Annotated in this window: 21 protein-coding genes; 9 read left to right on the top strand and 12 right to left on the bottom strand. The window is 37.5% G+C overall.

Annotation, left to right across the window (positions count from 1 at the left end):
- Positions 1–10 precede the first annotated feature (10 nt).
- Positions 11–220, bottom strand: a complete 210-nt coding sequence (locus tag RIV7116_RS16415; RefSeq protein WP_015119418.1) for a type II toxin-antitoxin system HicA family toxin — start codon at positions 218–220, stop codon at positions 11–13.
- Positions 217–417, bottom strand: a complete 201-nt coding sequence (locus tag RIV7116_RS16410) for a type II toxin-antitoxin system HicB family antitoxin (protein WP_015119417.1) — start codon at positions 415–417, stop codon at positions 217–219. Before RIV7116_RS16410 ends, RIV7116_RS16415 begins: the two co-directional genes overlap by 4 nt.
- A gap of 108 nt (positions 418–525) precedes the next feature.
- On the opposite strand from RIV7116_RS16410, the gene RIV7116_RS16405 reads away from it, so the two are divergent.
- Both RIV7116_RS16405 and RIV7116_RS16395 read left to right on the top strand, forming a co-directional pair.
- Positions 526–843, top strand: a complete 318-nt coding sequence (locus tag RIV7116_RS16405; RefSeq protein ID WP_052330825.1) for a hypothetical protein — start codon at positions 526–528, stop codon at positions 841–843.
- Between the two features lie 835 nt (positions 844–1,678).
- A complete protein-coding gene (locus tag RIV7116_RS16395) occupies positions 1,679–3,802 on the top strand; it encodes a hydantoinase/oxoprolinase family protein (RefSeq protein WP_015119415.1) in 2,124 nt (707 codons plus the stop codon).
- A 106-nt stretch (positions 3,803–3,908) separates the two neighbouring features.
- On the opposite strand, the gene RIV7116_RS16390 is transcribed toward RIV7116_RS16395, so the two are convergent.
- The 6 genes from RIV7116_RS16390 to RIV7116_RS16365 form a co-directional block, all read right to left on the bottom strand.
- A complete protein-coding gene (locus RIV7116_RS16390; protein WP_015119413.1) occupies positions 3,909–4,511 on the bottom strand; it encodes a DedA family protein in 603 nt (200 codons plus the stop codon).
- Positions 4,512–4,662: 151 nt separating this feature from the next.
- Positions 4,663–6,612 carry a hybrid sensor histidine kinase/response regulator gene (locus RIV7116_RS16385; RefSeq protein ID WP_015119412.1) on the bottom strand — a complete coding sequence of 650 codons (1,950 nt, stop codon included), beginning with the start codon at positions 6,610–6,612 and terminating at the stop codon, positions 4,663–4,665.
- A 244-nt stretch (positions 6,613–6,856) separates the two neighbouring features.
- On the bottom strand, positions 6,857–8,344 hold the full coding sequence (locus RIV7116_RS16380) for an ATP-binding protein (RefSeq protein WP_015119411.1): 1,488 nt from the start codon (positions 8,342–8,344) through the stop codon (positions 6,857–6,859).
- Positions 8,345–8,688: 344 nt separating this feature from the next.
- On the bottom strand, positions 8,689–9,141 hold the full coding sequence (locus RIV7116_RS16375) for a response regulator (RefSeq protein WP_015119410.1): 453 nt from the start codon (positions 9,139–9,141) through the stop codon (positions 8,689–8,691).
- Between the two features lie 231 nt (positions 9,142–9,372).
- Positions 9,373–11,442: an ATP-binding protein gene (locus tag RIV7116_RS33950; protein WP_015119409.1), complete on the bottom strand. Its 2,070-nt coding sequence runs from the start codon at positions 11,440–11,442 to the stop codon at positions 9,373–9,375.
- A gap of 715 nt (positions 11,443–12,157) precedes the next feature.
- Positions 12,158–12,991: an SDR family oxidoreductase gene (locus RIV7116_RS16365; RefSeq protein WP_015119408.1), complete on the bottom strand. Its 834-nt coding sequence runs from the start codon at positions 12,989–12,991 to the stop codon at positions 12,158–12,160.
- 490 nt (positions 12,992–13,481) lie between these two features.
- Between RIV7116_RS16365 and RIV7116_RS33945 the strand changes: the two genes are divergently transcribed.
- Positions 13,482–14,135 (top strand): hypothetical protein, encoded by a 654-nt coding sequence (locus RIV7116_RS33945; protein WP_015119407.1) that lies wholly within the window; start codon positions 13,482–13,484, stop codon positions 14,133–14,135.
- Between the two features lie 93 nt (positions 14,136–14,228).
- Here RIV7116_RS33945 and RIV7116_RS16355 read toward each other — a convergent pair whose 3' ends face one another.
- Entirely contained in the window at positions 14,229–14,759 is a 531-nt protein-coding gene (locus RIV7116_RS16355) for a dihydrofolate reductase family protein (protein WP_015119406.1), read from the bottom strand.
- A gap of 127 nt (positions 14,760–14,886) precedes the next feature.
- On the opposite strand from RIV7116_RS16355, the gene RIV7116_RS16350 reads away from it, so the two are divergent.
- Both RIV7116_RS16350 and RIV7116_RS33940 read left to right on the top strand, forming a co-directional pair.
- Complete coding sequence (locus RIV7116_RS16350) at positions 14,887–15,360, top strand: DM13 domain-containing protein (protein WP_015119405.1); 474 nt, start codon at positions 14,887–14,889, stop codon at positions 15,358–15,360.
- Between the two features lie 427 nt (positions 15,361–15,787).
- Entirely contained in the window at positions 15,788–16,153 is a 366-nt protein-coding gene (locus RIV7116_RS33940) for a hypothetical protein (RefSeq protein WP_015119404.1), read from the top strand.
- Here RIV7116_RS33940 and RIV7116_RS16340 read toward each other — a convergent pair.
- Positions 16,145–16,345: a hypothetical protein gene (locus tag RIV7116_RS16340; RefSeq protein WP_044290990.1), complete on the bottom strand. Its 201-nt coding sequence runs from the start codon at positions 16,343–16,345 to the stop codon at positions 16,145–16,147. The two genes, RIV7116_RS33940 and RIV7116_RS16340, sit on opposite strands and share 9 nt — an antisense overlap.
- Positions 16,346–16,676: 331 nt before the next feature.
- On the opposite strand from RIV7116_RS16340, the gene glyS reads away from it, so the two are divergent.
- The 3 genes from glyS (at position 16,677) to RIV7116_RS16325 (ending at position 21,360) form a co-directional block, all read left to right on the top strand.
- Entirely contained in the window at positions 16,677–18,827 is a 2,151-nt protein-coding gene (glyS, locus tag RIV7116_RS16335; protein WP_015119403.1) for a glycine--tRNA ligase subunit beta, read from the top strand.
- An 80-nt stretch (positions 18,828–18,907) separates the two neighbouring features.
- On the top strand, positions 18,908–20,317 hold the full coding sequence (gene murD / locus RIV7116_RS16330; protein WP_015119402.1) for a UDP-N-acetylmuramoyl-L-alanine--D-glutamate ligase: 1,410 nt from the start codon (positions 18,908–18,910) through the stop codon (positions 20,315–20,317).
- Positions 20,318–20,598: 281 nt separating this feature from the next.
- Positions 20,599–21,360, top strand: a complete 762-nt coding sequence (locus RIV7116_RS16325; protein ID WP_015119401.1) for a class I SAM-dependent methyltransferase — start codon at positions 20,599–20,601, stop codon at positions 21,358–21,360.
- A 132-nt stretch (positions 21,361–21,492) separates the two neighbouring features.
- Here RIV7116_RS16325 and RIV7116_RS16320 read toward each other — a convergent pair whose 3' ends face one another.
- Entirely contained in the window at positions 21,493–22,836 is a 1,344-nt protein-coding gene (locus RIV7116_RS16320) for a tyrosinase family protein (protein WP_015119400.1), read from the bottom strand.
- Between the two features lie 350 nt (positions 22,837–23,186).
- Here RIV7116_RS16320 and RIV7116_RS35870 point away from each other — a divergent pair, with 350 nt between their 5' ends.
- Entirely contained in the window at positions 23,187–23,348 is a 162-nt protein-coding gene (locus RIV7116_RS35870) for a hypothetical protein (protein ID WP_157229293.1), read from the top strand.
- On the opposite strand, the gene RIV7116_RS16315 is transcribed toward RIV7116_RS35870, so the two are convergent.
- Complete coding sequence (locus RIV7116_RS16315) at positions 23,345–24,280, bottom strand: GNAT family N-acetyltransferase (RefSeq protein WP_015119399.1); 936 nt, start codon at positions 24,278–24,280, stop codon at positions 23,345–23,347. The genes RIV7116_RS35870 and RIV7116_RS16315 overlap by 4 nt on opposite strands.
- Between the last annotated feature and the right edge of the window lie 516 nt (positions 24,281–24,796).

Below are 24,796 nucleotides of genomic sequence, written 5' to 3'. Positions count from 1 at the left end.
TATGTTACTGTCAACTTAAATCTTCTTCCTCAAGTGCTGCATCTTTCATAATACTTTTTAATGTACCAGTTGGTAAATCGCGATTGCTATGAACGGGAACAGAAATAATCGAGTCTACCCCTTCTTTCGAGTAAATGTGATGACTCCCAGTGACTCTTTTTAACACCCAACCTTGTCGTTCAAGAATCTTACACATTGCTTTTCCCGAAACAGCTTTCATAGCGATAATTCAACTAATTGTTTCTGTGGATCTAACTGTTCTCTTTCACTAGCAACTTCTAACCAACCTTGAATGGCATCTTCTAACATTTCTAACAAATGTTCGTAACTATTACCCCAAGTATGACAACCAGGTAAGGCTGGTACAGAACCACACCATAAATCATCTTCTTGCCAGATTACTGCTTTGATTTTCATTGCCCATTCTCTCATGTAAAGCTATATAAGCCATTTTAGCTTTAGCTGATTGATAAAATCCCCATATCCCAAGTTAATATAAAAGCAGAACAGAAACAATTTAATATTATGACGAAAGACAAAGCTCCTGTTAAAACTGTACAAGTTACCGATACAATAGCTAACAAATTAGAGCAAAGATATATTTTGAGTCAAGAGAGATACGAAATTCCAGAAGATATTGAAGTTGTCGGATATGTCAACATTGAACGCTTAACAGATTACGAAGCAAGAATTATTTATTTAACAACTCAGCCAGAAGAAACTTGTATTTATATGTCTGGTGTTCGTAAATTACCGCGTGAAATTGAGAAAGTATTGGGAACGGTAAAATCTATTCAAGGGGATGCTAGAGGAAATTGGATAACTGATTATAAAAATATGTAGACTCAATTTTTCTTAGTCCATTTTAATGGACTTTCGCTATTAGACGGGGAATTGCATTCCCCGGTGTATGCGAAAACAATATGATAAATTTGGTGTACTCTTTTAATTAAAAATTGTATAGAGTAGCCTTAACCGTTTTTGTAATGAACTAATAACGGATGGTGCCGCCTTACGAATCCCAAATTGCTCGTAAAATGACAAAATTGTCTTGCGTCTAACAGCACCCTACAAAAAATTATTTTCTATTTACTAGATTGATGCAATCTCTTTTTATATTTTGCTGATTTTCTACGAATAATATTAGTTTCTGCTCTATTCGGAATATGAGGTCTTTCACTGAATACTTGTTTCAATTCTTCAATATTAAATTCATAACCATCGCAACAAATATAGCCCCCATTAAGTAGACGTTGAGAATAGCAACGATTTTTCAATTCAATAAGTTGTTTAGTATGAAGTGTTCTCAACCACTCTCTTCCAATCATATTTTTATTAAAAAGCTATACAATATTTTTTAATTATAATCTCGTTAAATTTTTAGTAACTCAGCCCACGAAGGTGGGCTTTGTTCCTATAGCCCCACCCTTCCAGGGTGAGGGTGATTTATTAACAAGGAATGGTGAATATTATCAATCAAAGATGGTGCGTTAAACGAATTCCAAATTAATCCTTAAATCACAACATTATCGTGCGTCTAACAGCACCCTTGTATATTAAGAATAAAGTTTCCCGTAAAAACCTTTATTAAATAACGATAACTCTTATATAGACGCGATGTATCGCGTCTCTACATAAATTATTCTGTGATGAAGGGTACTCCTATAAAATCAAAATTATGCTAAAAGTATTTGCTGACAGGGGTGGAACTTTTACCGATATTGTCGCCGTCACTGACAATCAATCTACAATCAACCAACTCGCAAATCATCCCCAGCGTTTTCTTATTGTTCCTCTTCCTAACCAACAATGGGTAATCGTTTATAAGCTACTTTCGGAAAATCCCGAACAATATCAAGATGCTGCAATTCAAGGTATTCGCGATATTCTCGGAATTAAGGGCAACCAACCTATTCCGACACAAGAAATTGAAGTGGTGAAGATGGGTACTACTGTCGCTACTAATGCTTTATTGGAAAGAAAGGGAGACAGGGTTTTACTTGTCATTACTAAGGGATTCAAGGATGCTTTGCGAATCGGCTATCAAAATCGTCCCGATATTTTTGCTCGTCATATTGTTTTACCGAGTATGCTTTACGAGCAAGTTGTTGAAGTTAACGAGCGGTATGATGCGAAGGGTAATGAGTTAATTGCAGTAAATATCGAAGAAGTAAGAAAAGATTTACAAGCAGTTTACGATACGGGAATTCGTAGCTGTGCTGTGGTGTTGATGCATAGTTACAATTATCCGCAACACGAGCAACAAGTAGCTGCAATTGCTGGGGAAGTCGGTTTTACGCAGATATCGGTTTCTCATGAAGTTAGTCCTTTAATGAAATTGGTTTCACGGGGAGATACTACTGTTGTTGATGCGTATTTAACTCCTATTTTACGTCGCTATGTTGACTCTGTGGCTAGTCAATTACCCAGTGTCAAATTAATGTTTATGAAGTCGGATGGGGGCTTGGTTGATGCCCAAAAGTTCCAAGGTAAGGATAGCATTTTAAGCGGTCCTGCGGGGGGTATTGTTGGTGCGGTGCAAACTAGTTTAAGGGGTGGTTTTAATTCGATAATTACTTTTGATATGGGGGGAACTAGTACTGATGTTGCCCATTTTAACGGTGAATACGAGCGGCAGTTAGAGAACGAAATTGCTGGAGCAAGAATGCGGGTTCCTGTGCTGGCAATACATACAATCGCGGCGGGTGGTGGTTCGATTTTATCTTTTGACGGTTCTAGCTATCGAGTGGGGCCCGAATCTGCTGGCTCGAATCCGGGACCTGCTTGTTATCGTCGCGGTGGTAAGTTGGCGGTGACTGATGCTAATGTCATGTTGGGTAAAATTCATCCGCAATATTTCCCTGCGGTGTTTGGAAAGGATGGAAATTCACCTTTGGATAAAGATATTGTTACTGAAAAATTTATACAGCTAGCCCAGGATATTGAAACTGCTACGGGAAATTATCGTACACCGGAACAAGTTGCTGCCGGTTTTATTTCCATAGCTGTGGAAAGTATGGCGAATGCTATTAAAAAAATAAGTCTGCAACGCGGTTATGACGTGACTAATTACGCGCTTTGCTGTTTTGGAGGTGCGGGAGCGCAAGTTGCTTGTTTAATTGCAGATACTTTGGGGATGAAGAAGATTTTTCTACATCCTTATGCTGGGGTGCTTTCTGCTTACGGTATGGGTTTGGCTGATGTCAGAGCTATTCGGGAAGCTGGAGTGGAGAAGGTTTTGGATGAAGTGTTGTTGGGAGATTTACGGGGATTGATGGAAAGGTTGGAGAGTCAAGGGAGGAGTGAGTTGGAAACGCAGAGGGGCGCAGAGGAGCGCAAAGAGGTTGTAAGAAAGGTGAATTTGAAGTATGAGGGGACTAATTCTATTCTGGGGGTTGATTTCAATGTAAGTGTGGGATTGATGCGGGAGGAGTTTGAGCGGGAGCATAAGTTGAGGTACGGTTTTATTCAAAGTGACAAAAATTTGATTGTGGAGTCGGTTTCGGTGGAGGTGATTCAAAAAATGGATACTCCAGAGGAAGCTTTAGTTAAACGTAGTCGGGGGTTAGATGAATTTCCGGTTTCTGTGGAGACGGTGAAGATGTTTACTAATGATAAGTGGTACTCAGCACCGGTTTATCGTCGGGAAGATTTACAACCGGGGGATGTTATTCAAGGTGCTGCGATTATTGTAGAAAAGATTAGCACGATTGTGATTGAGCCGAATTGGGAAGCTGAGTTAACCGAGCGGAATCATTTGCACTTAACAGTTAACATCTCGTTACAAGGCTCTGCCTTGTAATGCATTTGCATGAGGCTCTGCCTCTAGTTTGGGAAGGCAGAGCCTTCTGTTACGGATTCCCAGCCGGAGACTGGGAACCAGTTAACCAGTTAAGACTGGAAATTATTCAGTTGTTTCTACTTTTCCGTCGAATAAATGTAATTATTAAGTAAATGGCAATAGATGCCATGACAATTACAGAAATTGGCTTGATATATTTTTCGACTAGTTGAAAATTATCTCCTAGCAAAAATCCTGCATAAGTTAAAATCGCCGTCCATATCAAACTACCTGCAAAAGAATATAATAAAAATGGTATTAACGGCATTTTGTCTAATCCTGCGGGAACCGATATAAATGTACGAATTCCAGGGACTAAACGACCGAAAAATACTACGGCTTTTCCATATTTATCTAACCAGCTTTTCGATCTATCTATATCTTTACCGGATAAAGTTAGCCATTTTCCATATTTATCTATCCATTTTCGTAAACGTCTTTCACCAACTACTCTACCAACGTAATACCAAGGGAATGCACCTAAAACTGAACCCAAGGTTCCTGCTAAAATTACAAGCTGCATGTTCAGCTTACCTTGGTTTACGGTAAATCCCGCTAAGGGCATAATTAACTCGGAAGGGATTGGTGGAAAGATGTTTTCTAATAACATTAGCAGAGCAATGCCTGCGTAACCAAAAGAAGATATTATATTTGTGACCCAATCTAGCATTTTATTTGTGGATTATTTATTTTATAATTTATAGTTAGGAAATGTAGACTGGCAGTTTTATAAATTGTATTTATAACTAAATGCTAGAACTAAATTTTGGAACCAAGTTTTAAAATTGCATTTATAAATGAAGCTTTAATCTAAATACTTTTTACCTTGTCTTAGGTGACAAATTAATTACTAAGTTAATCAATTCATCAGCATCAAAAGGTTTTGCTAAATGCGCTTGAAAACCAGCTTCTATCGCATTTTTATAATCTTGCTGCGTGGCAAATGCTGTTAAGGCGATCGCAGCAACATTACCTCCTTTATTACCAGCTAGTTTGCGTATTTTACTCAATAAGCTAAAACCGTCTTCTCCTGGCATTCCAATATCGCTGATTAAAAGATCGGGTACGAATCTTTCGAGTTTACGCAAAGCTTCTTTTGCCGAACCTACTATTTCAATTTCAGCACCTTGTTCTTCTAAAATAAAAGCGACTAATTCCCGAGCATCGGGTTCATCATCGACTACTAATATTTTGGTGGAAGAAAGTTGTTGATGGCTATTTCCTAAAAGTTGTGCAGATTCAGACTGTGCGGCATCACTAGGTATGATGGGAAAATTGACTGTAAAAACTGTCCCTAGCCCTACTCCAGCACTTTCTACTTGAATATTACCACCGTGGGCTTCGACTAAGTTACGGGTAATTGCCAAACCTAATCCCAAACCACCTTGAGAGCGAGTTGTAGAGCCATCTGCCTGACGAAAATATTCAAACACCGAATCAATGAAATCTTCATCTATACCAATGCCCGTATCGCTGATTTGAACTTGAGCGTTTGAGCCTATTTCCTGTAAGCTAATTTCTACGATTCCCCCGATATCGGTAAATTTGATGGCGTTGGAAACTAAATTCCACATCACTTGAGAAATCCGATTGGAATCCCCAACTATATTTCTGACGTTTTCATCCAAATTTAACTCTACGCGAATAGATTTAGCTTCTGCTGCTAAGTGTAAAGTTTCTACAGCTTCTTTAATTACATCAGCTAAATTGACTGGATTCAGTTCTAAATGAAGTTGTCCGCGGATTATCCGCGAAATATCAAGCAAATCCTCGATTAATTGCGCTTGTAAAGTTGCATTACGATCGATAACTTCTAAAGCTTGCTGAAATCTTTCTGGTTTAATTCTGCCGCTATTTATCAGTTTAGTCCATCCCAGAATTGCATTTAGTGGAGTTCGCAATTCATGAGAAACTATTGCTAAAAACTCATCTTTAATTCGACTTGCTTTTTCAGCATCAGCACGAGCCTTCTGCTCTCGCTGTAACAAAACTCTACGTTCTGCTTCTATTTGCTTACTTAAGGTAATATCAACCGCAGTCATTATAAAGCAGCAGCTGTTTCCTTCATTATCGTGTATGGGTGCTAAAGAAACATTAATATCAACTTCAGAACCATCTTTTTTCAGATGACAAAACTCCAAGTTTTTTAAAGTCTGGTTTTGGATTACTCTTTCAACACAACTACTAAAAGCACTCTTACTGTTTTCGGGAATTACAGGTAACTTTTGATGCAATATTTCAAATGCTTTCCAACCGTATATCTGTTCGGCAGTTTTATTCCAAGTTAAAACCTGATAATCCAAACTTAAAGTAACGATTGCCACCGGAGAAGCCTGTACCACCGCTCGCAGCATGTCATTTGTCTGACGCAAAGATTCTTCAGTACGTTTAAGGGCTTGACGCTCCAAGCTTTCCCGTAATGCTCGTTTTACAGAAGGAACTAAACGCTCTAGACGTTGCTTAAGAACATAATCAGTTGCTCCATCTTTAACTGCCTCTATAGCTCTTTCTTCTCCTAATACCCCCGAAACTAATATAAAAGGTACATCCGAACAAGTTTCTTGAGCTAATTTTAAAGCCGAAATTCCGTCAAATTGAGGAAGCGAATAGTCAGATAAAATCAAATCTAAACTATCATTTTGCAACTCTGCTAAAAAAGCTTGGCGAGTCGCTACCGTTTTTAAATTACAATTTATACCACCATTTTTCAGAGTAGCGCGGATTAACTCGCAATCTGCTGAGTCATCTTCTAGCAACAGAATATGCAGCATTTTTTGGGAAAGCTGATTTTTGGGTAAAGTGTTTACCAGCAGAGTCCTTACCTCCTAGGGTGGTTAGCAAGAGTTTTTATATTAAATTACTTACCAAAACGATACAAAAATCTATCACCATTAGCTTCTACCTAAAGAAGAAGTTTTTACATTTCTTTAGATATGAGAATAGTTAAATTAGGGATAAGCAATTAGAGTTAAAAGTTTATAAAATTAACAATTATTTAAGATTAAAACTTAATAATTATTCATTAATTGGTAGCGAGAAGTAAAACGTTGTTCCTTGATTTATTGTTGATTGAGTCCAAATTCTTCCTCCGTGGCGATGAATGATTCGCTGTACGTTAGCAAGTCCAATTCCAGTTCCTTCAAATTCTGTATCGGTATGCAATCGTTGAAAAATTCCGAAGATTCTTTCTACATAACGCATATCGAACCCGACTCCATTATCTGCGATAAAAAAAGTGATTTCTGATGAATTTTTGCTGCTACCAATCTTAATTTCTGCAATATCTTTGGGGCTGGTGTACTTTATCGCGTTTTCGATTAGATTCTGCCAAACTATTCTAAATAAGGTGCGATCGCCCTTCACTTTGGGAAGGGACTCAATATCCCAAATAATTGTTCTACCTTGAGTTTGCGATATCAATTGCTGCTTGACTTCTTGCACCAAGCTATTCATATCAATAGTTTTGTAGAGCATTTCAAATCTTCCGGTGGTGGAAAATTCTATTAAGTGATCTATCATCTTACCGGCTCTTTGAGTCAGTTTAAGAATCATTCCTAAATAACTCTCAATTTCTTCCGAAAGATGGATGGATTGTAACGATTCTTGTAATAAATCGACAAAACTATGAATCTGCCGAATTGGCGATCTCAAATCATGTGATATTGAATAAGCAAAGGTTTCTAGCTCTTTGTTTGTTGCTTCTAATTGAGCGGTACGCTCTAAAACTCGACATTCAAGAGTTTGATTAAGTTGTTTAATTACAGCTTCGGCTTTTTTACGCTCGGTAATATCTTGCAATAAACCATCAATCACCGTTTCACCGTTTAATTCGGTAAGAGTTTCGCTCAACATTAACCAAATAGTATTGCCATCAAGCAATAATTTAACTTCTTTTTCCCAAGGTGGCTTTCCAGGAGATTTAGCTAAATTCAACTTTGGATAACTACGGAAAAATATTCTTGCTTCTTCTGGGGTATTCAACTTTAAAAGATGCAAAAAACCATTGCTACATTCAATCAATTCGCCATCTAAAGTTGCCCGAAATACTCCTACATTCAGTTGATTCAATAAAAATCGCAAGCGTAAACTTGTTTGATTCAATCTCAAGCGAGTTTGAGCATTTTCCCAAGCCAAGCGTGCAGCTTGACTTAAACGTACAAAATGCTTAGGTGATTTAATTACATAATCATCCAACCCGGCTTTCATTGCTGCAACTGCAACTTCTTGGGTACCGGAATTAGTAAACATGATTACCGGAATATCGGGATAACGATTTTTAAAAGCATTTAAAACATTAAGACCATTTGTCCATTTAAGCTGGTAATCTGTAATGACTAAATCATAATGACCTTTTTCTAATGCATATTCAAACTCAGATGCATCAATAATTTCTACAACTCGCAAATTAGAAAATTCTTTTGCAAGTTCTCGCATTGCTAAAAGACGGTCATCCGGATTATCATCAATTAGCAGAATTCTTTCCAACAGTCGAGCCTGACTCATACATCAATGCTATAGAAACTTTCATATTTGCCCTAGTACCGTTTCGCGGAAGTAAGAAGTAAGAAGTTTAATTTTCTAGGCTTTTGTACCATTTTTAATGGTTGCCTTATTTACGCCGACTTGTACTAGAATGATGCAGGTGGGCAATATTACATTCATGGTTCTAGCAAGTTAGACTTTAGATGAATGATTGATTCTTTAAAATCAGCTAATCTCATCCGTATTCTTTTATTCTTCGATAATAGATATTAGTTTTTAAATAAATAATTCATCTTTCTAGTGTTCTGCAAAATGAAGACTAAAAAAATCAAAGTTGAAATACGAAAGTAAACTTAAAGATTATACTATATCGAAACAATCGAAGGGTAACAATTTAAATTTACCCAATAAGCATTTAGCATTTCAATCATATCGTTGAGAGCATTATGGTTCACGGGCTTTAATAAATATGAATTGACTCCAATATCATAAGCTCTATTGACATCAACATGCTCTCTAGAAGAAGTCAAAATCACAACAGGAATACGCTTAATTACATGTTGCTGTCTAAGCCATGCGAGAACTTCTAAACCAGAGCGACGGGGAAGTTTAAGATCCAGAAGAATTATAGTAGGCAGTGGATAAACGTTTCTATCGGCGTATTTTTCTTTTCCAGCAAGATATGCAACAGCTTCATCTCCATCCCGTACAACTTGCATGGGATTATTTAACTTACTTCGTTTCATAGCGCGCTGTATAAACAAGATATCGTTAGAATCGTCTTCTACCAGCAGAATCCCAGATTCTTTTAAGCCCATAATCCTCAATCGTATATCAGCTAATTATAGATTCCATCATCGCCTCGACCTAGACTAAAGACTTATTTTTTTATTTTTAATTAACTTTCTCCGGATAGTTGTCTTAATAATTAACTTATGATGTAAACCTATAACTTTTGGGTATTCCTTAAAACAGTTATCAGTCCTGACGGCGTATGGTGGGGGACTTAGCCCCAAGGATTTAACTGTTCACTGTTCACTGTTCACTGCTCACTGTTCACTGCTCACTGTTAAACTTGGTAGTTCAATCCAAAAACGACTTCCTTCATCGAGATGGGATAAAACACCAATCCTACCGTCTAAACTTTCGACACCACGCTTAACAATGGCTAAGCCAATTCCCGTACCGGCATAGGATTCGATTCCATGCAGCCGCTCGAAAACTCGAAAAATTCTTTCTTGATGTTCTACAGCAATACCAATACCGTTATCTTCCACCCATAACCTTACGTATCCATCCCGTTCTTCTGCGGAAATTGTGATAATAGGATAAACGTTGGGATGAACAAATTTGATTGCGTTAGCGAGCAAATTAGTAATCACCGATTTTAAAATGCTTTGCTGGCTTCTAACCACAGGAAGACTTGTATTAATATTAACTAGCGATTGTCTTTCTTGTAATTCAGATTCAAGTTCTTTGAGTATTTCCTCAATTAAAGTTGCTAAATTAACTTCTGCAAATTGAATTTGAGTTCTTCCCAAACGACTATATTCTAATAAATCTAAAATTAAAGTATCTAAATGTGCCGCTGCTGTGGTGAGACGATTTAAATATTCTCGTCCCATATCATCAAGCGAGTGTTCGTAGTCTTCTAGCAAAACTTGCCCAAAGCCTTGAATAGCGCGTAAAGGTGCCCGTAAATCGTGAGAAACAGAATAAGAAAAAGCTTCTAATTCTTGGTTTAATTGTTCTAATTGGTAAGTTCTTTTTTTGACTCGCGCTTCCAAAGTTGCGTTAAGCTGGCGATTCTCAGACTCCGATTCTTTACGAGCAATTGCAGTAGATAAAATATTAGCCACCGATTGCAGAAAATTAGCATCATCCCAACTAAATTGATGCTCTACAGTCGAATGGGCTTCTAATACTCCAAAATGTTGATTTTCATTTCCCAGGATAATTGCACTAAGACCGCTAATATATTTATGTTTGTGTAGTAAGGAAGAACCTGTAAATCGAGTTTCTTGGTTCAAATTATCTAATATAACTGCTTCTCCGGATAGTAAAGCGTAACCGGCTTGGGATTTCAAATCTGTTTCCAATATAGCTTTATTTACCAATTCTTCTTCTAAACCTACACAAGCACGTAAAAGTAGTTTATCGCCTCCAGAAAGTAGTTCCAGAATTTTGCAAGAATCTACATTAAGACTTCGAGCGACTAAAGCTGTAGTTTGCTCGAATAAATGGGGTAATTCCAGTCCCGACAAAGCAAGTTGTCCTAATTGTGCTACCACCGCTTGCTGCTTAAGTCTAGTTTTAAGGGCTTGTTCTGCTTTTTTACATTTGGTAACTTCGAGTACTATACAGCCAATTCCATTGCAGTTTTCGGAAACTTGTAAAGAGAAATAAGAAGCTTCCCAATTTTTGGTTGAACCTGGTTCTTTGGGAGTTTCTCCCGTAATTTCAATTCCATATACGGGTTCACCCGTAGTAGAAACTTGTTGAAAAATTGATTCTAATTTAGGAGCTATTTCGGGTACCATTTCGCGAACAGCTTTACCAATATGCTCGTCTACCGATTTGCCATTAATATCTGCTAAAGTTTCGTTAATTTTTACGTGTCGCCATTTATCATCGAGAATTGCTAAACCAATTGCAGCATTTTTAAAAAAACTTTCTAATAACTGATGTTGTGGTAATTGTGTGGGATTAGTTTCCGTGAGATTCAATACTTCGGCGATTATAAAAGTTATTTTTCCCTTATTGTTAGTGATTGGAGTCAAGGATAAATCTATTTCTTGAGTAATATTTTTTGCATGTATTAACTCAAGTTTTATATTTACCAATTCACCCTTAGCTGTACGAGCGATACCATCTTTTAACTGTATTTTTATTGAAGAAGTTTGATGTGATGATAAAACGGAGGATAAATGTTTTCCTCGGATATCTTGTTTCACTAAACCAAAGTAGTCAAGTGCTTTTTGGTTAGCTTCTAATAAAATGCCGTTAGGCTTAACGATAAACAGAAATTGATCGGTATTATTAAAAATATGACGATAGCTGTAATTAATCTGCTTAGTATAGTTAAGACGCTTCGATAGATAAATATTCCACCAAAACATAACTATTGAAATTAAAATACTATCTAATAAAAACGCCCGTAGTTCCACAATAAATATTTAACCGATAACTACAGTTGTACTAATCATAACAATGTAAAGTAATTGTGGCGCAATGTTCTAAGATATTTATAGCGGTTTTCTTGTGAATAAAATAAAGAGAAACCTTACCTTCCCACCTCCAAACCATTGCCTACCGCATAATAACTTTTTGCTGCATGAGGCTAAAACCCTATTACTACCTTGAAATTTTCTCGTAGCTTTACGCAGTAGGGTGTTGATTTTGTTCGGATTTGGATGATTTCTCGATCCAAGGCTCCATCTGGCTTCAGATTAAGCCAGAACCTTTTGCTATTTAATCGACTAAACGAACCTTGGAATAACTTACATGAGAAGATTTTGTCCGAACAGGCAAATTGGGGTGTGGATTCTCCTAACTAAAGTCGTAATACCATTTCTTTATAAAGATGCGCCGAATTTAGCCCGTGTAGACGGGCTTTGTTTAGGTAGCCCCACTCTTATAGAGTGAGGGCAATTGAGCGCAGCCTCATACAGAATTGGTATAACTAAGCTGTTGTGCATTTTAAATGCACAACAGCAAGGAAGAAGGAAGAGGGAAGAAGGAAGAAGGGACAAGAGTTGTAGCCATTAACTAATGAGAAATGAATATATAAGTTAAATGCGTAGCAGCTTATTCAGTTTTATTTACGATAAATTTCTATTGACTATTTGGTTGGTGTAAACTTCGTTTAATATCATCGCCAAATCTGGGTAGATGTTCTTCAAATGCAAATTTCAGCTTCGTGATATTTCTAGTTAAAAAATTGCCATTCTCGACAATCTCAACCCCGTTATTTTCAAGAGTGTAACAAACTGCGATCGCGACTTTTTCCGGTATGGAAATAGCTGCCTTCAAGGTTGTAGATATTCCAGTATCGGCAAATGATGCTTGCTCGGAAATAGATTCCGGACAGATATTAGATATTTTGATATTAGTGTTCGCTAATTCTTGTTTGAGGGCATCAGCCCATGTTATTAAACCCGCTTTACTGGCAGAATAAATACTATCGTAGGCAAGACCTTTTTTACCAGTTAAAGAAGCAATATTAATAATATGTCCGCTAGCTTTATCTAACATTTGCGGCAATACTAAGCGGGATAATTCAATTGCTGCAAGTAAATTAACCGACAACACCAATTGAATATCTTTGAGGGAATAATGATGAAAAGCGCGATATATTTCGATACCGGCATTGTTAATTAAAATATCCACATCAAACGAGCCGGTAAGCTGCTTAATCTCGTACACTAGCTCTGGTATTCTTTCAACCTTGCTAATATTAAAATTAATACCTATTCCTTTTCCACCTAAATCATTAATTTCATTACAGATTTTATCCAAACCTTCCTGAGAGCGAGAAATACAGATTACGGTTGCTTGTTTTTTGGCAAGTTCGCGAGCAATAAAAGCTCCTATCCCCCGCGAAGCACCTGTTAATATTACTGTCTTACCTTCAATATTGTTTATAGGTCGAAATTGGGCATTAGACATAAGTAACAAGGTATTGACAAAGAAAACGTTGCAGCAATTAAAAATGGCTGTAAATTATTATTCTCTCAGATTTTGGCTATTTCTTCCCAGGAAAAATATTTTGTTTGCACATTATTCTTGTTAACCTAATTATTTGTAATCTATCTTACAATTATTCTAAATCGCCGACTATATTAACTCTGACAAGGTGCTTATTTACAACTATCGCAAGTAGTAATCAATTCAAATCTATTAAAACCTAGATTTTCAGGTCTAACCACCATTAATATTTTCATTATTAATTGCGTTCGTTTTTGCAATTAAATTACTTCGACCAAAAATTGTAATTTTTCTTTACAAATAGCCTTTGAATGCAAAATATGTCGATAGACTTAACACCTAATAATTATTTTTTAGTCCTAAAGATATAACTGCTTAGTCCATTCAACATCATATTATTAATAAATAATTGCAGTACAAAATTTATTTTCCCTAGTATTTAGACTTTGTCATGAATCAAAAAAATAATAAATCAAAAGCAGATTCCTCTAATCCGAGCGCAGACGAAAAGCGTCCAGTTGACTCAAAAGATTTACAAATAGACCATACTTTTTATGAAGACGGCGAACGTCCCGTTGCTAAAAGCAATCTTCAAATTGAAGAAACCTTTAATGTCGAACATCATCCGATTGTTCAAAGCGATGATAGTACCGGTGAATTTCTTCATGTTGACGGCGAACGCCCTATCGATCCCAGCGACTTAGAAATAGATCATACATTTAACGAAGCTGGCGAACGTCCCGTTGCTAAAAGCAATCTTCAAATTGAAGAAACATTCAATGTTGAAAATAAAGCTTTAATTAATCAAGCTGATGATAGTAGTGGTGAATTTCTTCATGTTGACGGCGAACGTCCCATCGATCCCAGCGATTTAGAAATAGACCATACTTTAAATATAGATGGCAAGCGTCCCGTTGCTAAAAGCAATATTCAAGTCGAAGAAACATTCAATGTAGATGGCGATCGCCCGATTGCCAAAAGTAATTTTGAAGAGAACGAAACCATAAGTGTAGACGGAGAGCGTCCCATCGATCCCAGCGATTTAGAGATAGACCATACTTTAAATATAGATGGCAAGCGTCCGGTGGCTAAAAGCGATTTGTAGATATTTTGCATTCATATGAAGCCGGAAAAATACGAAGCCTATTAACCTGGGCTTCGATTTGTATAGCTACATTTTTTAATAGTTAGGAATTTTTTATTTATCTCTTGTGTAATAATTTTTTACCAAAGTATTGTGATATATCTCTGTTTTCTGATATTTGAATTTCAACATTTTATCAAGCTTATTAAATAAAGGAAATCCACCTCCCAAGATAATGGGGAAAGTAGTAATAATCATTTCATCAATCAAATCTTGTTTGAGAAAACTCTGGATTGTTCCACCACCATCAATATATAAATTGTGATATCCTTGCCGATCTAATTGAATCACCAAATTTTTAATATCCCCGCAGACAATTTCAGCTTTACCAACAACATCTTGAGGAACTTCAGTCAAACTATTGCTTAATACAAAAACAGGTTTGTCGTAAACCCATTCGCCAAAAGTTAAAACCTTCTCAAAGGTATTTCGTCCCATAACAATAGCATCAATACCGCCAATAAACTCGGCATAGCCATAATCGCTGTTTTCGGGACTGGGAAACTCGTACAACCAATCGATGCTTCCATCCTCCGTAGCAATGAATCCGTCCAAACTGGTTGCTATATATATGTAGTTTGTCATCTTCTCAGTTTTCTCAGATAACTCTTAGTATCTCCTCAGTTAGCAATCATTACCTCCTCAGCTTCATCCTTCATATTAGTAATCAAGGAAAAGAAAACAACGAACTGAAAACTTGAGGTAACGACAAATGAAATTCAATAAACTAGCTGGCTTTGGAATCGCATCTATCTTATTATTCGGTAGCGTCGGACAATTAGCAGTTAATCTGCAACCAGTACAAGCTCAAAGAGCAGGAAGAAGTATTAGAGTTGCCGCAAAATCTAAATCTCTAATTGCATCCGGTAACTTTGTTAAAGCAGAGAAAGCAACTAGCGGTAAAGCTAAAATTGTGAATATTAACGGCAGACGTTATCTAGAATTTGACAAAGCATTTAGCACCGGAAACGGCCCAGATGTCAAGATTATTTTACATAAAAACAGCAGCATTCCCCTCAATATCAAAGAAGGAAATTACATTACATTGGGTAGAATCAAAAGCTTTAATGGTAAACAGCGCTATGCAATTCCCAACAACTTAAACCTTGCTAATTATAAATCTGTGGGAATCTGGTGCGAAGAATTTAACGCCACCTTTGGTTTTGCTAGCTTGCGAGGTGCTTAATGCTTATGAATATAAATATGTTCGTAGTTGCGCTTTAGCGCCAACAATGTGGAGCGCTAAAGCGCAACTACGAACCCTATATTATCAGTTATATTATTGCTTCAAAGACAACACTTCACACTATTTTATCAGCAGAATCCTTATCGGGTGCTGCTGTTTTTTATATTAAATAATTAATTCTCATCTCGTAGGTGCTGTAACACTTTGAACCGAGTAATAAATAATGTTGATAATTTCAGGCACCAACAGAAAATTATAAAATAGCCTAAATCCTATGCAATCAAATAAATTTTCAATTCTCATATTTCTCAGATAACTCTTAGTGTTACCTCAGTTACCAATCACTATCACCTCAGCTTCATCCCTCATAGTAATAAGTAACGAAAGGAAAACAAACTTCCTTAAATCCCAACAAGAGGTAACAACAATGAAATTCAATAAATTAGCTGGTTTAGGAATTGCATCTCTAATATTATTCGGAAGCATTGGTGAAATTGCACCAGTTAAAGCCTTAGAAGTTTCTGATAATTCCTTAGTTACATCTAATAATTTAGTTCTAGCGAAGAAAGTCATTAAAGGTAAATCTCGTCGTCACAGACGCAATATACACAGCCGCAGACGTAGATTCAGACGTAATCGTAGACGTGCTTTGAGACGTAATTTTAGACGTAACTATAATCCTATTTTCATAAACCGTGGTAGACGTATTCATAGAAACCACGTGCATTTTGATAATAGTTTTAGCACCGGTAATGATTTCCATGAAAGCTTTGGAAGGGTAAGATTATTTTAAATATCTTTCAATATTCTCCAGGATTACAATAACATCCCCGATTGATTTTTTTGATTGCGATAATAAAGCCAATGCTGATTCAACCCGGTGTTGATAATCCTGGGGACAAATTTCAAAATTGTTAGTTAAAGCTACCGCACCTTTTTCGTTTAATAAATATTTTTCATTAATTGCAAATAAAATCTGATTCATACAAGCTACACTGCGAAAACATGAACCAGCAGCATAAGTAACATCATTAGGAGAAATCTAATTTTCATTACTCAACCCATATCTATCAGGACTTACGCAATTATCACAAGACTCAGCTGGTGCGTGACGCTCTCCATTAAATTATCGCTACGAACAAAAATCATCAAAGCGTCACAGCACCCTACAATAATTCTCCGCGCTCCTCTGCGTTAACCTCAGCGCTCCTCTGCGTTTAAAAAAATATATTATCCCCATTCCCACCAACCAAACCAAAACCCACGGTAAACTGTTGAAATTGTAAAGGACATTCCTTAATAATCAACTGTGTGTTATGGCTAATTTTTTATTGGAAGTCGGAACGGAAGAGTTACCTGCAAGCTTTCTCAGGGGTGCTTTATCTCAGTGGAAGCAGATGATTCCCGGATCTATAGCGGAAAATTTTCTCGATAATGAAGCGGTAGAAATTTACGGTACTCCCCGCAGGTTAGCGGTGTTAATCAAGGGTTTACCGGAGCAACAAGCAGATAGGGAAGAGGAAGTCAAGGGACCACCCGCGAAAGCTGCTTTCAAGGATGGTAATCCTACTAAAGCAGCTGAAGGTTTTGCGAAAAAGCAAGGTGTTGATGTCAATCAATTAGAAGTTCGTCCCACAGATAAAGGTGATTTTGTTTTTGTTAAGAAGAGTATTAAGGGACGCTCTACTGCCGATATTCTTACGGAACTAATTCCCAACTGGATTTTTAAATTAGAAGGTAAGCGGTTGATGCGCTGGAGCGATGGGGATTTGAAGTTTTCTCGTCCGATTCGCTGGTTGGTTGCTTTGTTAGATGACAAGGTTTTACCTATTGAAATTGAAAATAATTCGGAGATGGTGAAAAGCGGTAATTCTTCTAGAGGACATCGGGTTTTACATCCAGATGAGGTAACTATTTCTCAACCGACTGATTATCTAAGCAGTTTGAATTTAGCTTCGGTGGTTGCTGATACTCAAACCCGAGTTAATACGATTACAACTCAAGTACAAGAAGCAGCCAAGAAACACAATGGTTACGCTCAAATTTATCCCGATTTGTTGGAAGAAGTTGTTAATTTAGTTGAATATCCAACTGCTGTTGTGGGTAATTTTGAACCGGAATTTTTGGAGTTACCACCGGAAGTTATTACTACGGTGATGGTTTCTCACCAAAAGTATTTTCCAGTGTTTAAAGCTGAAGATAGTAAGGAATTGCTGCCTTATTTTATTACAGTTTCTAATGGCGACCCGGAGAAATCGGATATTATTGCTAAAGGTAATGAAAGGGTAATTCGCGCTCGTTTAGCTGACGGTAGATATTTTTACGATAACGATATCAAGCAGTCTTTGGAAAGTTTTTTACCCGAATTGGAAGCTGTTACTTTCCAAGAAGATTTAGGTTCTTTACGTCAAAAGGTTGATAGAATCTGCACGGTTGCCGATAAAGTTTCAAAACAGTTAAATTTAGATTCTCAACAACAGGAATACGTCCAAAGAGCAGCTTTATTATGTAAAGCCGATTTGGTTAGTTCGATGGTGTATGAATTCCCGGAATTGCAGGGAATTATGGGTCAAAAATACGCTTTTAAATCAAACGAACCCGAAGCTGTCGCCGATGCAATTTTTGAACATTATTTACCTAGAGGTGCGGATGACATTTTACCGCAAACCGTTACGGGTAGAGTTGTGGCTATTGCTGATAGACTCGATACTTTAGTAAGTATTTTTGGTTTGGGAATGATTCCCACTGGTTCCTCCGATCCCTTTGCCTTACGTAGAGCCGCAACTGCTATTGTTAATATTACTTGGGATGGTGATGTCGCAATTAACTTACAGCAGCTAATTGAGGAAACAGCAGCAGATTTTGCGAATACTTATAACAAAGATAAAACTAAATTAGTTGCCGATCTAGAAGACTTCTTCCTACAGCGAATTCGTACCTTATTACAAGATGAGAAACATATCGACTACGACTTAGTTAATGCCGTTTTAGGAGAAAACGATAAAGAGTATACAGAGCGAGCATTACAAGACTTACTCGACGTTCGCGATCGCGCTTCATTCCTGCAACAAATTCGCAACAACGGCACCTTAGATAAAATTTACGAAACCGTCAACCGCTCCACAAGATTAGCAGCCCAAGGCGATTTAGATACTCAAAAATTAGACCCCAGTGAAGTAGTACAAAAGGACTTATTCCAAAAAACATCCGAAGAATCATTTTATAACGCAGTCTTAGGCTTAGTACCGCAAACCCAAGCAGCACAACAACAGCGGAATTACGAGCAACTGATAGCAGGATTAGCAGAAATAGCACCAACAGTTAGTACATTCTTCGATGGGGCAGAAAGCGTGTTAGTAATGGATGACAATCCGGATATTAAGCGAAATCGTCTGTATTTACTAGGGTTACTTCGTAACCACGCTCGCGTTTTAGCTGATTTTGGCGCAATTGTAAAAAATCTGTAGTGAAAATCAACAAAACATGGTGTAAATTATGCCAATAAACGTTACTATAGTCATGCTTAACCAGGGTCTGCTTACAGTCTATGCCTAAAGCTCATGTAATTGGATTGGGAAAGTCCGGTGTTGCTGCGGCGAGATTGTTGAAACGAGAAGGTTGGGAGGTGGAAATTGGTGATACAAAAACCTCCCCTAACCTCCTCAAACAACAACAAGAACTTGCCCTTGAGGGAATCACGGTAAAATTAGAGTATTCCCTCAAACTCGAAGATACCGAACTACCGAAATTAATTGTTGTTAGTCCCGGTGTACCCTGGGACATCCCTGCATTAATCGCAGCCCGAAAAAAAGGGATTGAAACCGTGGGGGAAATGGAACTTGCATGGCGCAATTTAGGTTCCATCCCTTGGGTAGCAGTTACCGGAACCAACGGTAAAACTACCGTCACGTCATTAATCGGAGCAATTTTTCAAACAGCAGGCTTAAACGCACCAACTTGCGGGAATATTGGTCTTGCTGCAACTGAAATAGCACTTGAGGACAAGCAAAGAGGACAAAATTCTTCCCCCTCTTCCCCCTCTTCCCCCTCTAACCTAGAGTGGATAATCGCCGAACTCAGCAGTTACCAAATCGAATCCTCCGACTCGCTGTCTCCCAAAATTGGAATCTGGACGACATTAACCCCAGACCATTTAGCGCGTCATAAAACTGTAGAAAACTACTACAGTATCAAAGCACGTTTATTAAAACGTTCTCAAATGCAGGTTTTTAACGCTGATAACCCATATTTGAGAAAAGTGGGTGAAACCGATTGGCAAGATGCTTATTGGACGAGCATTAAAGGTAAAGATAATTTACTTACCGGCAAAGGTTTTTATATAGAAGATGGTTGGGTTGTAGAGACGCAAATTACATCTACATCGGAAGACCAAAAAATTATGCCAGTTTCCGCTTTAAGAATGGTGGGAGAGCATAATTTACAAAACCTATTATTATCAGTTGCAGCAGCAAGATTAGCAGGAATTGAAAAATCAGCAATTCATCAAGCTATATCTGAATTCTCCGGAGTTCCTCACCGTTTAGAACATATTCGGACAATAGAAGGAATTGATTTTATTAATGATAGTAAAGCAACCAACTACGATGCTGCTGAAGTTGGTTTAGCATCGGTAAAAAGTCCGGCAATATTAATAGCTGGGGGTGCTGCGAAAGCTGGTAACGATAAACCCTGGATAGATCAAATTAAACAAAAAGCCGCCGCTGTATTATTAATTGGTGATGCAGCACCGGTATTTGCAAAGCGCTTTGAAGAAGAAGGATATTCCAACTACGAAGACATGGGAACGATGGAAAAAGCCGTTACTCATGGATTGAAATTAGCGAAACAGCATGATGCCAAGGTAGTATTACTGTCTCCTGCTTGTGCAAGTTTTGACCAGTATGCGAACTTTGAAGTACGCGGTGATGATTTTCGGAAGTGTTGTTTGGAATTATAGATTAAGTAATTTTTGATGATTTATCAACCCGGTTTTTTTGGTAAAGCCGGGTTTTTTATTGTTTTGTAGGGTGTGTTACAGCTTCAATGTATTTCCGGTCTACATTACTATCTTAATAATGCCGTAACGCACCATTTCCGGAGTATTGTAGGTTGTGTTAGACAGGTTTAGGAGTTTGAAAGATAACGAGAATCTGAAATATCCTGTGGTAAGCCAAGATTTTGAGATAAAAACAACGTATAGATGCGCTCGTTCCCTGAGATGAGAAAAGGAGAATAAATATGAAACAGTGGTATGAAGAATTGTTTGAAAATTACGCAGTTAAATACGATAAAGAAAGTTTCACTCAAGGAACCATTGGAGAGTGCGACTTTATTGAAAAAGAAATTGAATATAACAAAGAAGCAAAAATTCTTGATATCGGCTGTGGTACTGGTAGACATTCGATTGAATTAGCCAAAAGAGGATATAAGGTTATTGGGATTGATTTATCTGAATCTATGTTAAGAAGGGCAAAGCAAAAGGCAGGCGAAGAAGACGTAGAAGTCAAATTTGAAAAACATGATGCCAGAAAAATTCCTTATTTAGATCAATTTGATTTGGTAATTATGCTATGTGAAGGTGGATTTTCTTTAATGGAAACCGACGAGATGAATTTCCAAATCTTGCAGAATGCCGCTAATGCCTTAAAATCAAAAGGAAAATTCATTTTTACTACCTTGAACGGTTTATTTCCTCTATTTAATTCCGTCAAAGAATTCCTCAATTCAGAAGCGGAATCTGGAAATGCGACATACGACAATAATTCATTCGATTTAATGACTTTTCGAGATGTCAGTAAGATATGTATCGAAGATGATTTGGGAAATCAAAAAGAAATTCAATCTGTCGAAAGATATTATGTACCATCCGAAATAACTTGGCTATTAAAAACGCTAAATTTTCAACCCGTGGATATTTTTGGCGCTAAACTTGGTGCTTTTAGTCGAGGGGATAAATTATCAACCAAAGACTTTGAAATGCTAGTAATCGCAGAAAAATAATCAAATACGAATTAGCTAAATGTCCTGACTCTAGAAGAGTGGGGTTACTCCAACAAAGCCCACCGTTAAGATGGGCTAAATTTGGGGTATCTTTCTTTCATTTATGAATTGGTTTTCAATCTTTTGGTACAGCTAGCTACCAAAAAAACCTTTACGCCGACGCAGACAAATAGCACCCACAACACCCAAACCGAATAAACCAAATATCGAATTAGTTTCCGGAACTTTTATTACCTGACCTTTGTTTACAATGGTGTCATAAGTGTAGTGATAATCACTAAGATTCAAAGTATCGGAAACTTTAACAATATCCTCCGGTGCAATCGATGGTAAATAGGGTGTTATATCTATATCACTAACCGAGCCTGGTATGGAAGCACCGCCATCCCAAGGCCACATCCTATCATTAAGATCGTGTCCTTGAGGTTGCGTACCTAGTTCAGCATAAAATTCGCTACCTTGGCGACCGTTGTTTTGCCATTCTGCCCAAAGACGTTCTACGTTACTATGATGCAGCCAGAAAACTGGGTCATTAGGAGAGCCTGGAACGTTGTTCATAGTACCAACTATTTCCAGTGGGGGTGGTTCTGCCGGTGGATTTAGGTCAGATAAATCGGGTGGTTGATCGACGAATCCACCACCAACTAATGCATGAATAAGGTTATGAGTACAGGGCAATGTACAGATTTGCTCGTTGCCGTTTTCATCAATAAAAGTCCGTCCTTCTAAAGCAAGGCGGAACCTATTATAGTTGTCAGATTGAAGAAGTCTATCTATTCGAGCATTATCTAGAGGTAATTGCTGCTCGGGGGGATTAGAGTCAGGTGGTAGATAGCGAACAATAGAGCTTCCTAAGGTTTCCCCGGTTACAACGTTAGTGTGTAAATCTGGAATCAGATTCCAGCCATCAGCAGCAGAAAAATTACCTGACTGCAAAGGACCACCTTCTAACAGTTCATCTCTACCTCGAATCTCTCTTGGCTGCCCCGAGCCATTAGTACCTAAAAAGTCTGGCTGGAAAATCGCATCAACGGATCTGGGATCTGTCCAATCCCAATAGGGAATAGTGACGTTAGGATTAACCGACTGTAAAGCTTTTTCAAATCGGTTCAAATATTCACGATGCCAAGGTAGAAATGCCGAATTTCCATGAGCCGCATCAACTCCAGCCTGCTGCCCTGTGGCTGGCGTATCTTGAGGAAGTGTAACTAAACCACCCAATTGCTTTGGTGTAAATGCCATTGCACCAGTATGGATGGCAACAATCTCATCATAGATGCTGACTTGATTATCGTTAGTACCAGGTGTTGTTTTTAATGTTTTAATTGCATCCACAAAATCTGCTTTTTCCTGTGGAGTCAAATCAATAACGTTCTTTCTCACCAAAGATGCAGCTATTGCTGGAGCTTGCGAGATGCTGAAGACAATAGCCATACCGACAGTCATTTTGGCGAGGATTTTTGGTAAATGCTTCATCTGCTGATATCTGATAATTATAGGACTCCGGCTTGATTGTTAAAATCAACGCCGGTTTTGTAGCGTCTTAAGAGCGGTTAACCAATTGATTCACCCTCATTTGGGGGAAGAATATATTCTCAAAGCTGAGCCGTAACGCAAGCAATTAACGAACAAGCTGCGGTACTAAATTCGGTTGATTATTTTTTACGCAAAAAGAATAAATATTGAGTATTATCACTTAAGTAATTTATAATTAGACATAGGTTGAATTTATGTATTTTTATTTAAGCAAGACTAATATTATGTGAAGATTTAGTGAAGATTAAATTTTGTGTTTGAAGAATAAATGTTAAAAGCATAACTATGGATTGGGTAGCCTAAACTCTGGACATGAAGTAAAAGAATTAACCAAAAGCAATCTGCAATCAGCCTTTGGGGTATCTTCTGACGAAGATGTCCGGCGATCGCCAAGGGGAGTTTCTCAGCAGTTAATAAAAAATCAAGAGGCGATATGTTGTATTAAATCCTAACGCCAATTATCTAAGACAAAAACATCAACCTTGTTGTATTCCGGACTTGGGTTATGCATAGTAACACCGATACTTTCTGTTCTAAATTGTCGTGCAAACAAAATTTTGTACGCTTGCTCGTGACTGATGTTAACTGCTGCAACTAAGCGATTTAATCCTTGATTTTCGGTAAAATATTCGCAAGATTTTAGTAATTTTTCAAAGTTTGCTGCGACGTTAATTCCTGGTTTTACTGCTGCGAATTTTATATAACAGTCATTGCTGCCAGCTTCTGTATTCGCACCGCAATGACAAACAGCAAATCCAATTAGTTGATTATCCTCCCAAAGCAAAACCGTGTCACCTAAATTGTGTTCGTAAACAGCAATGATTTCTGAAGAAACATCCAAACCAGGATAAATTTCATTAGTAATTTCAAAGCAAGCATCTAAAGATTGACGACGTAATTCTGGTTGTAACTGCGAATATCCCGATGCTGATTCTTCTGATGTTTTCTGTATGGACTTCGCCATAAAAAAAGTTAGGAAACGAGGGTAAAAACCAAATTTTTGGTAAAGTACATGATGTTTAGAACTATCAGCAAAAGTAAATAAATTAGCTTGTTTAACATCCCATTGCTCAAATTTTGACATCACAGCAGCAATCAACTTTTGAGCAACACCTTGATTCCAATAGTCGGGATGAACGCTTAAAGGACCAAAAAATCCTACATTTCCCCAACGACAAGCAATATTTGTACCGACTAATTTACCATTAATTTCCGCTGCAAATGCTGCACTCGGATCTGTTTTCCACCGATAAGTAATAAAATCTGCATCACCGAATATTTCTAACGGATTGGGTAGTCCAATAAAGGTACCAAATGCTAATCGAAAAATCCGATCGGCTTCAGGGATTTCAACTTCTTGCAAATTCCGAATTTTGATTTGCATGGGTAAATTCTCCATTTATCTGATTAAATGTAAAGCAATATTAACTAATTTAGGATTGTAGTCTTTTAGGTTTGGTTAGATACGAAAAGAAATGAATAAACACGGATAACTTATAATATCGTGTCGTAACCCAACATTTTGATATTAATTAAACCGCAGAATACGCAAAGAGCGCAGAGAAAAGAAGTGAAGAGGTATTGTAGGTTGGGTTAGACACGAAACTGAATTTGAAAAACACACAGAATCTTTTATATCGTGTCGTAACCCAACATTAATATCTTGAAAAAAAGATATTGCTAATACCAATTCTGTATGAGGCTGCGCTCAATCGCTCTCACTCTGAAAGAGTGGAGCTACTGATACAAAGCCTACCTGCGTAGGCTTAATTCGGCGCATCTTTATAAAGAAATGATATAAATACCTACAATCAAGATGTTGGGTTACGACGCAATATTAATTTCGGGTTAAAACTATATTATTCGTGCGTCTAACCCAACCTACTACTAGAATGCTGGC

Source organism: Rivularia sp. PCC 7116 (assembly GCF_000316665.1).
Lineage (GTDB): Bacteria > Cyanobacteriota > Cyanobacteriia > Cyanobacteriales > Nostocaceae > Rivularia.
The sequence above is the reverse complement of the archived record's forward strand: the minus strand, read 5'-3'. Positions and strand labels throughout refer to the sequence as shown.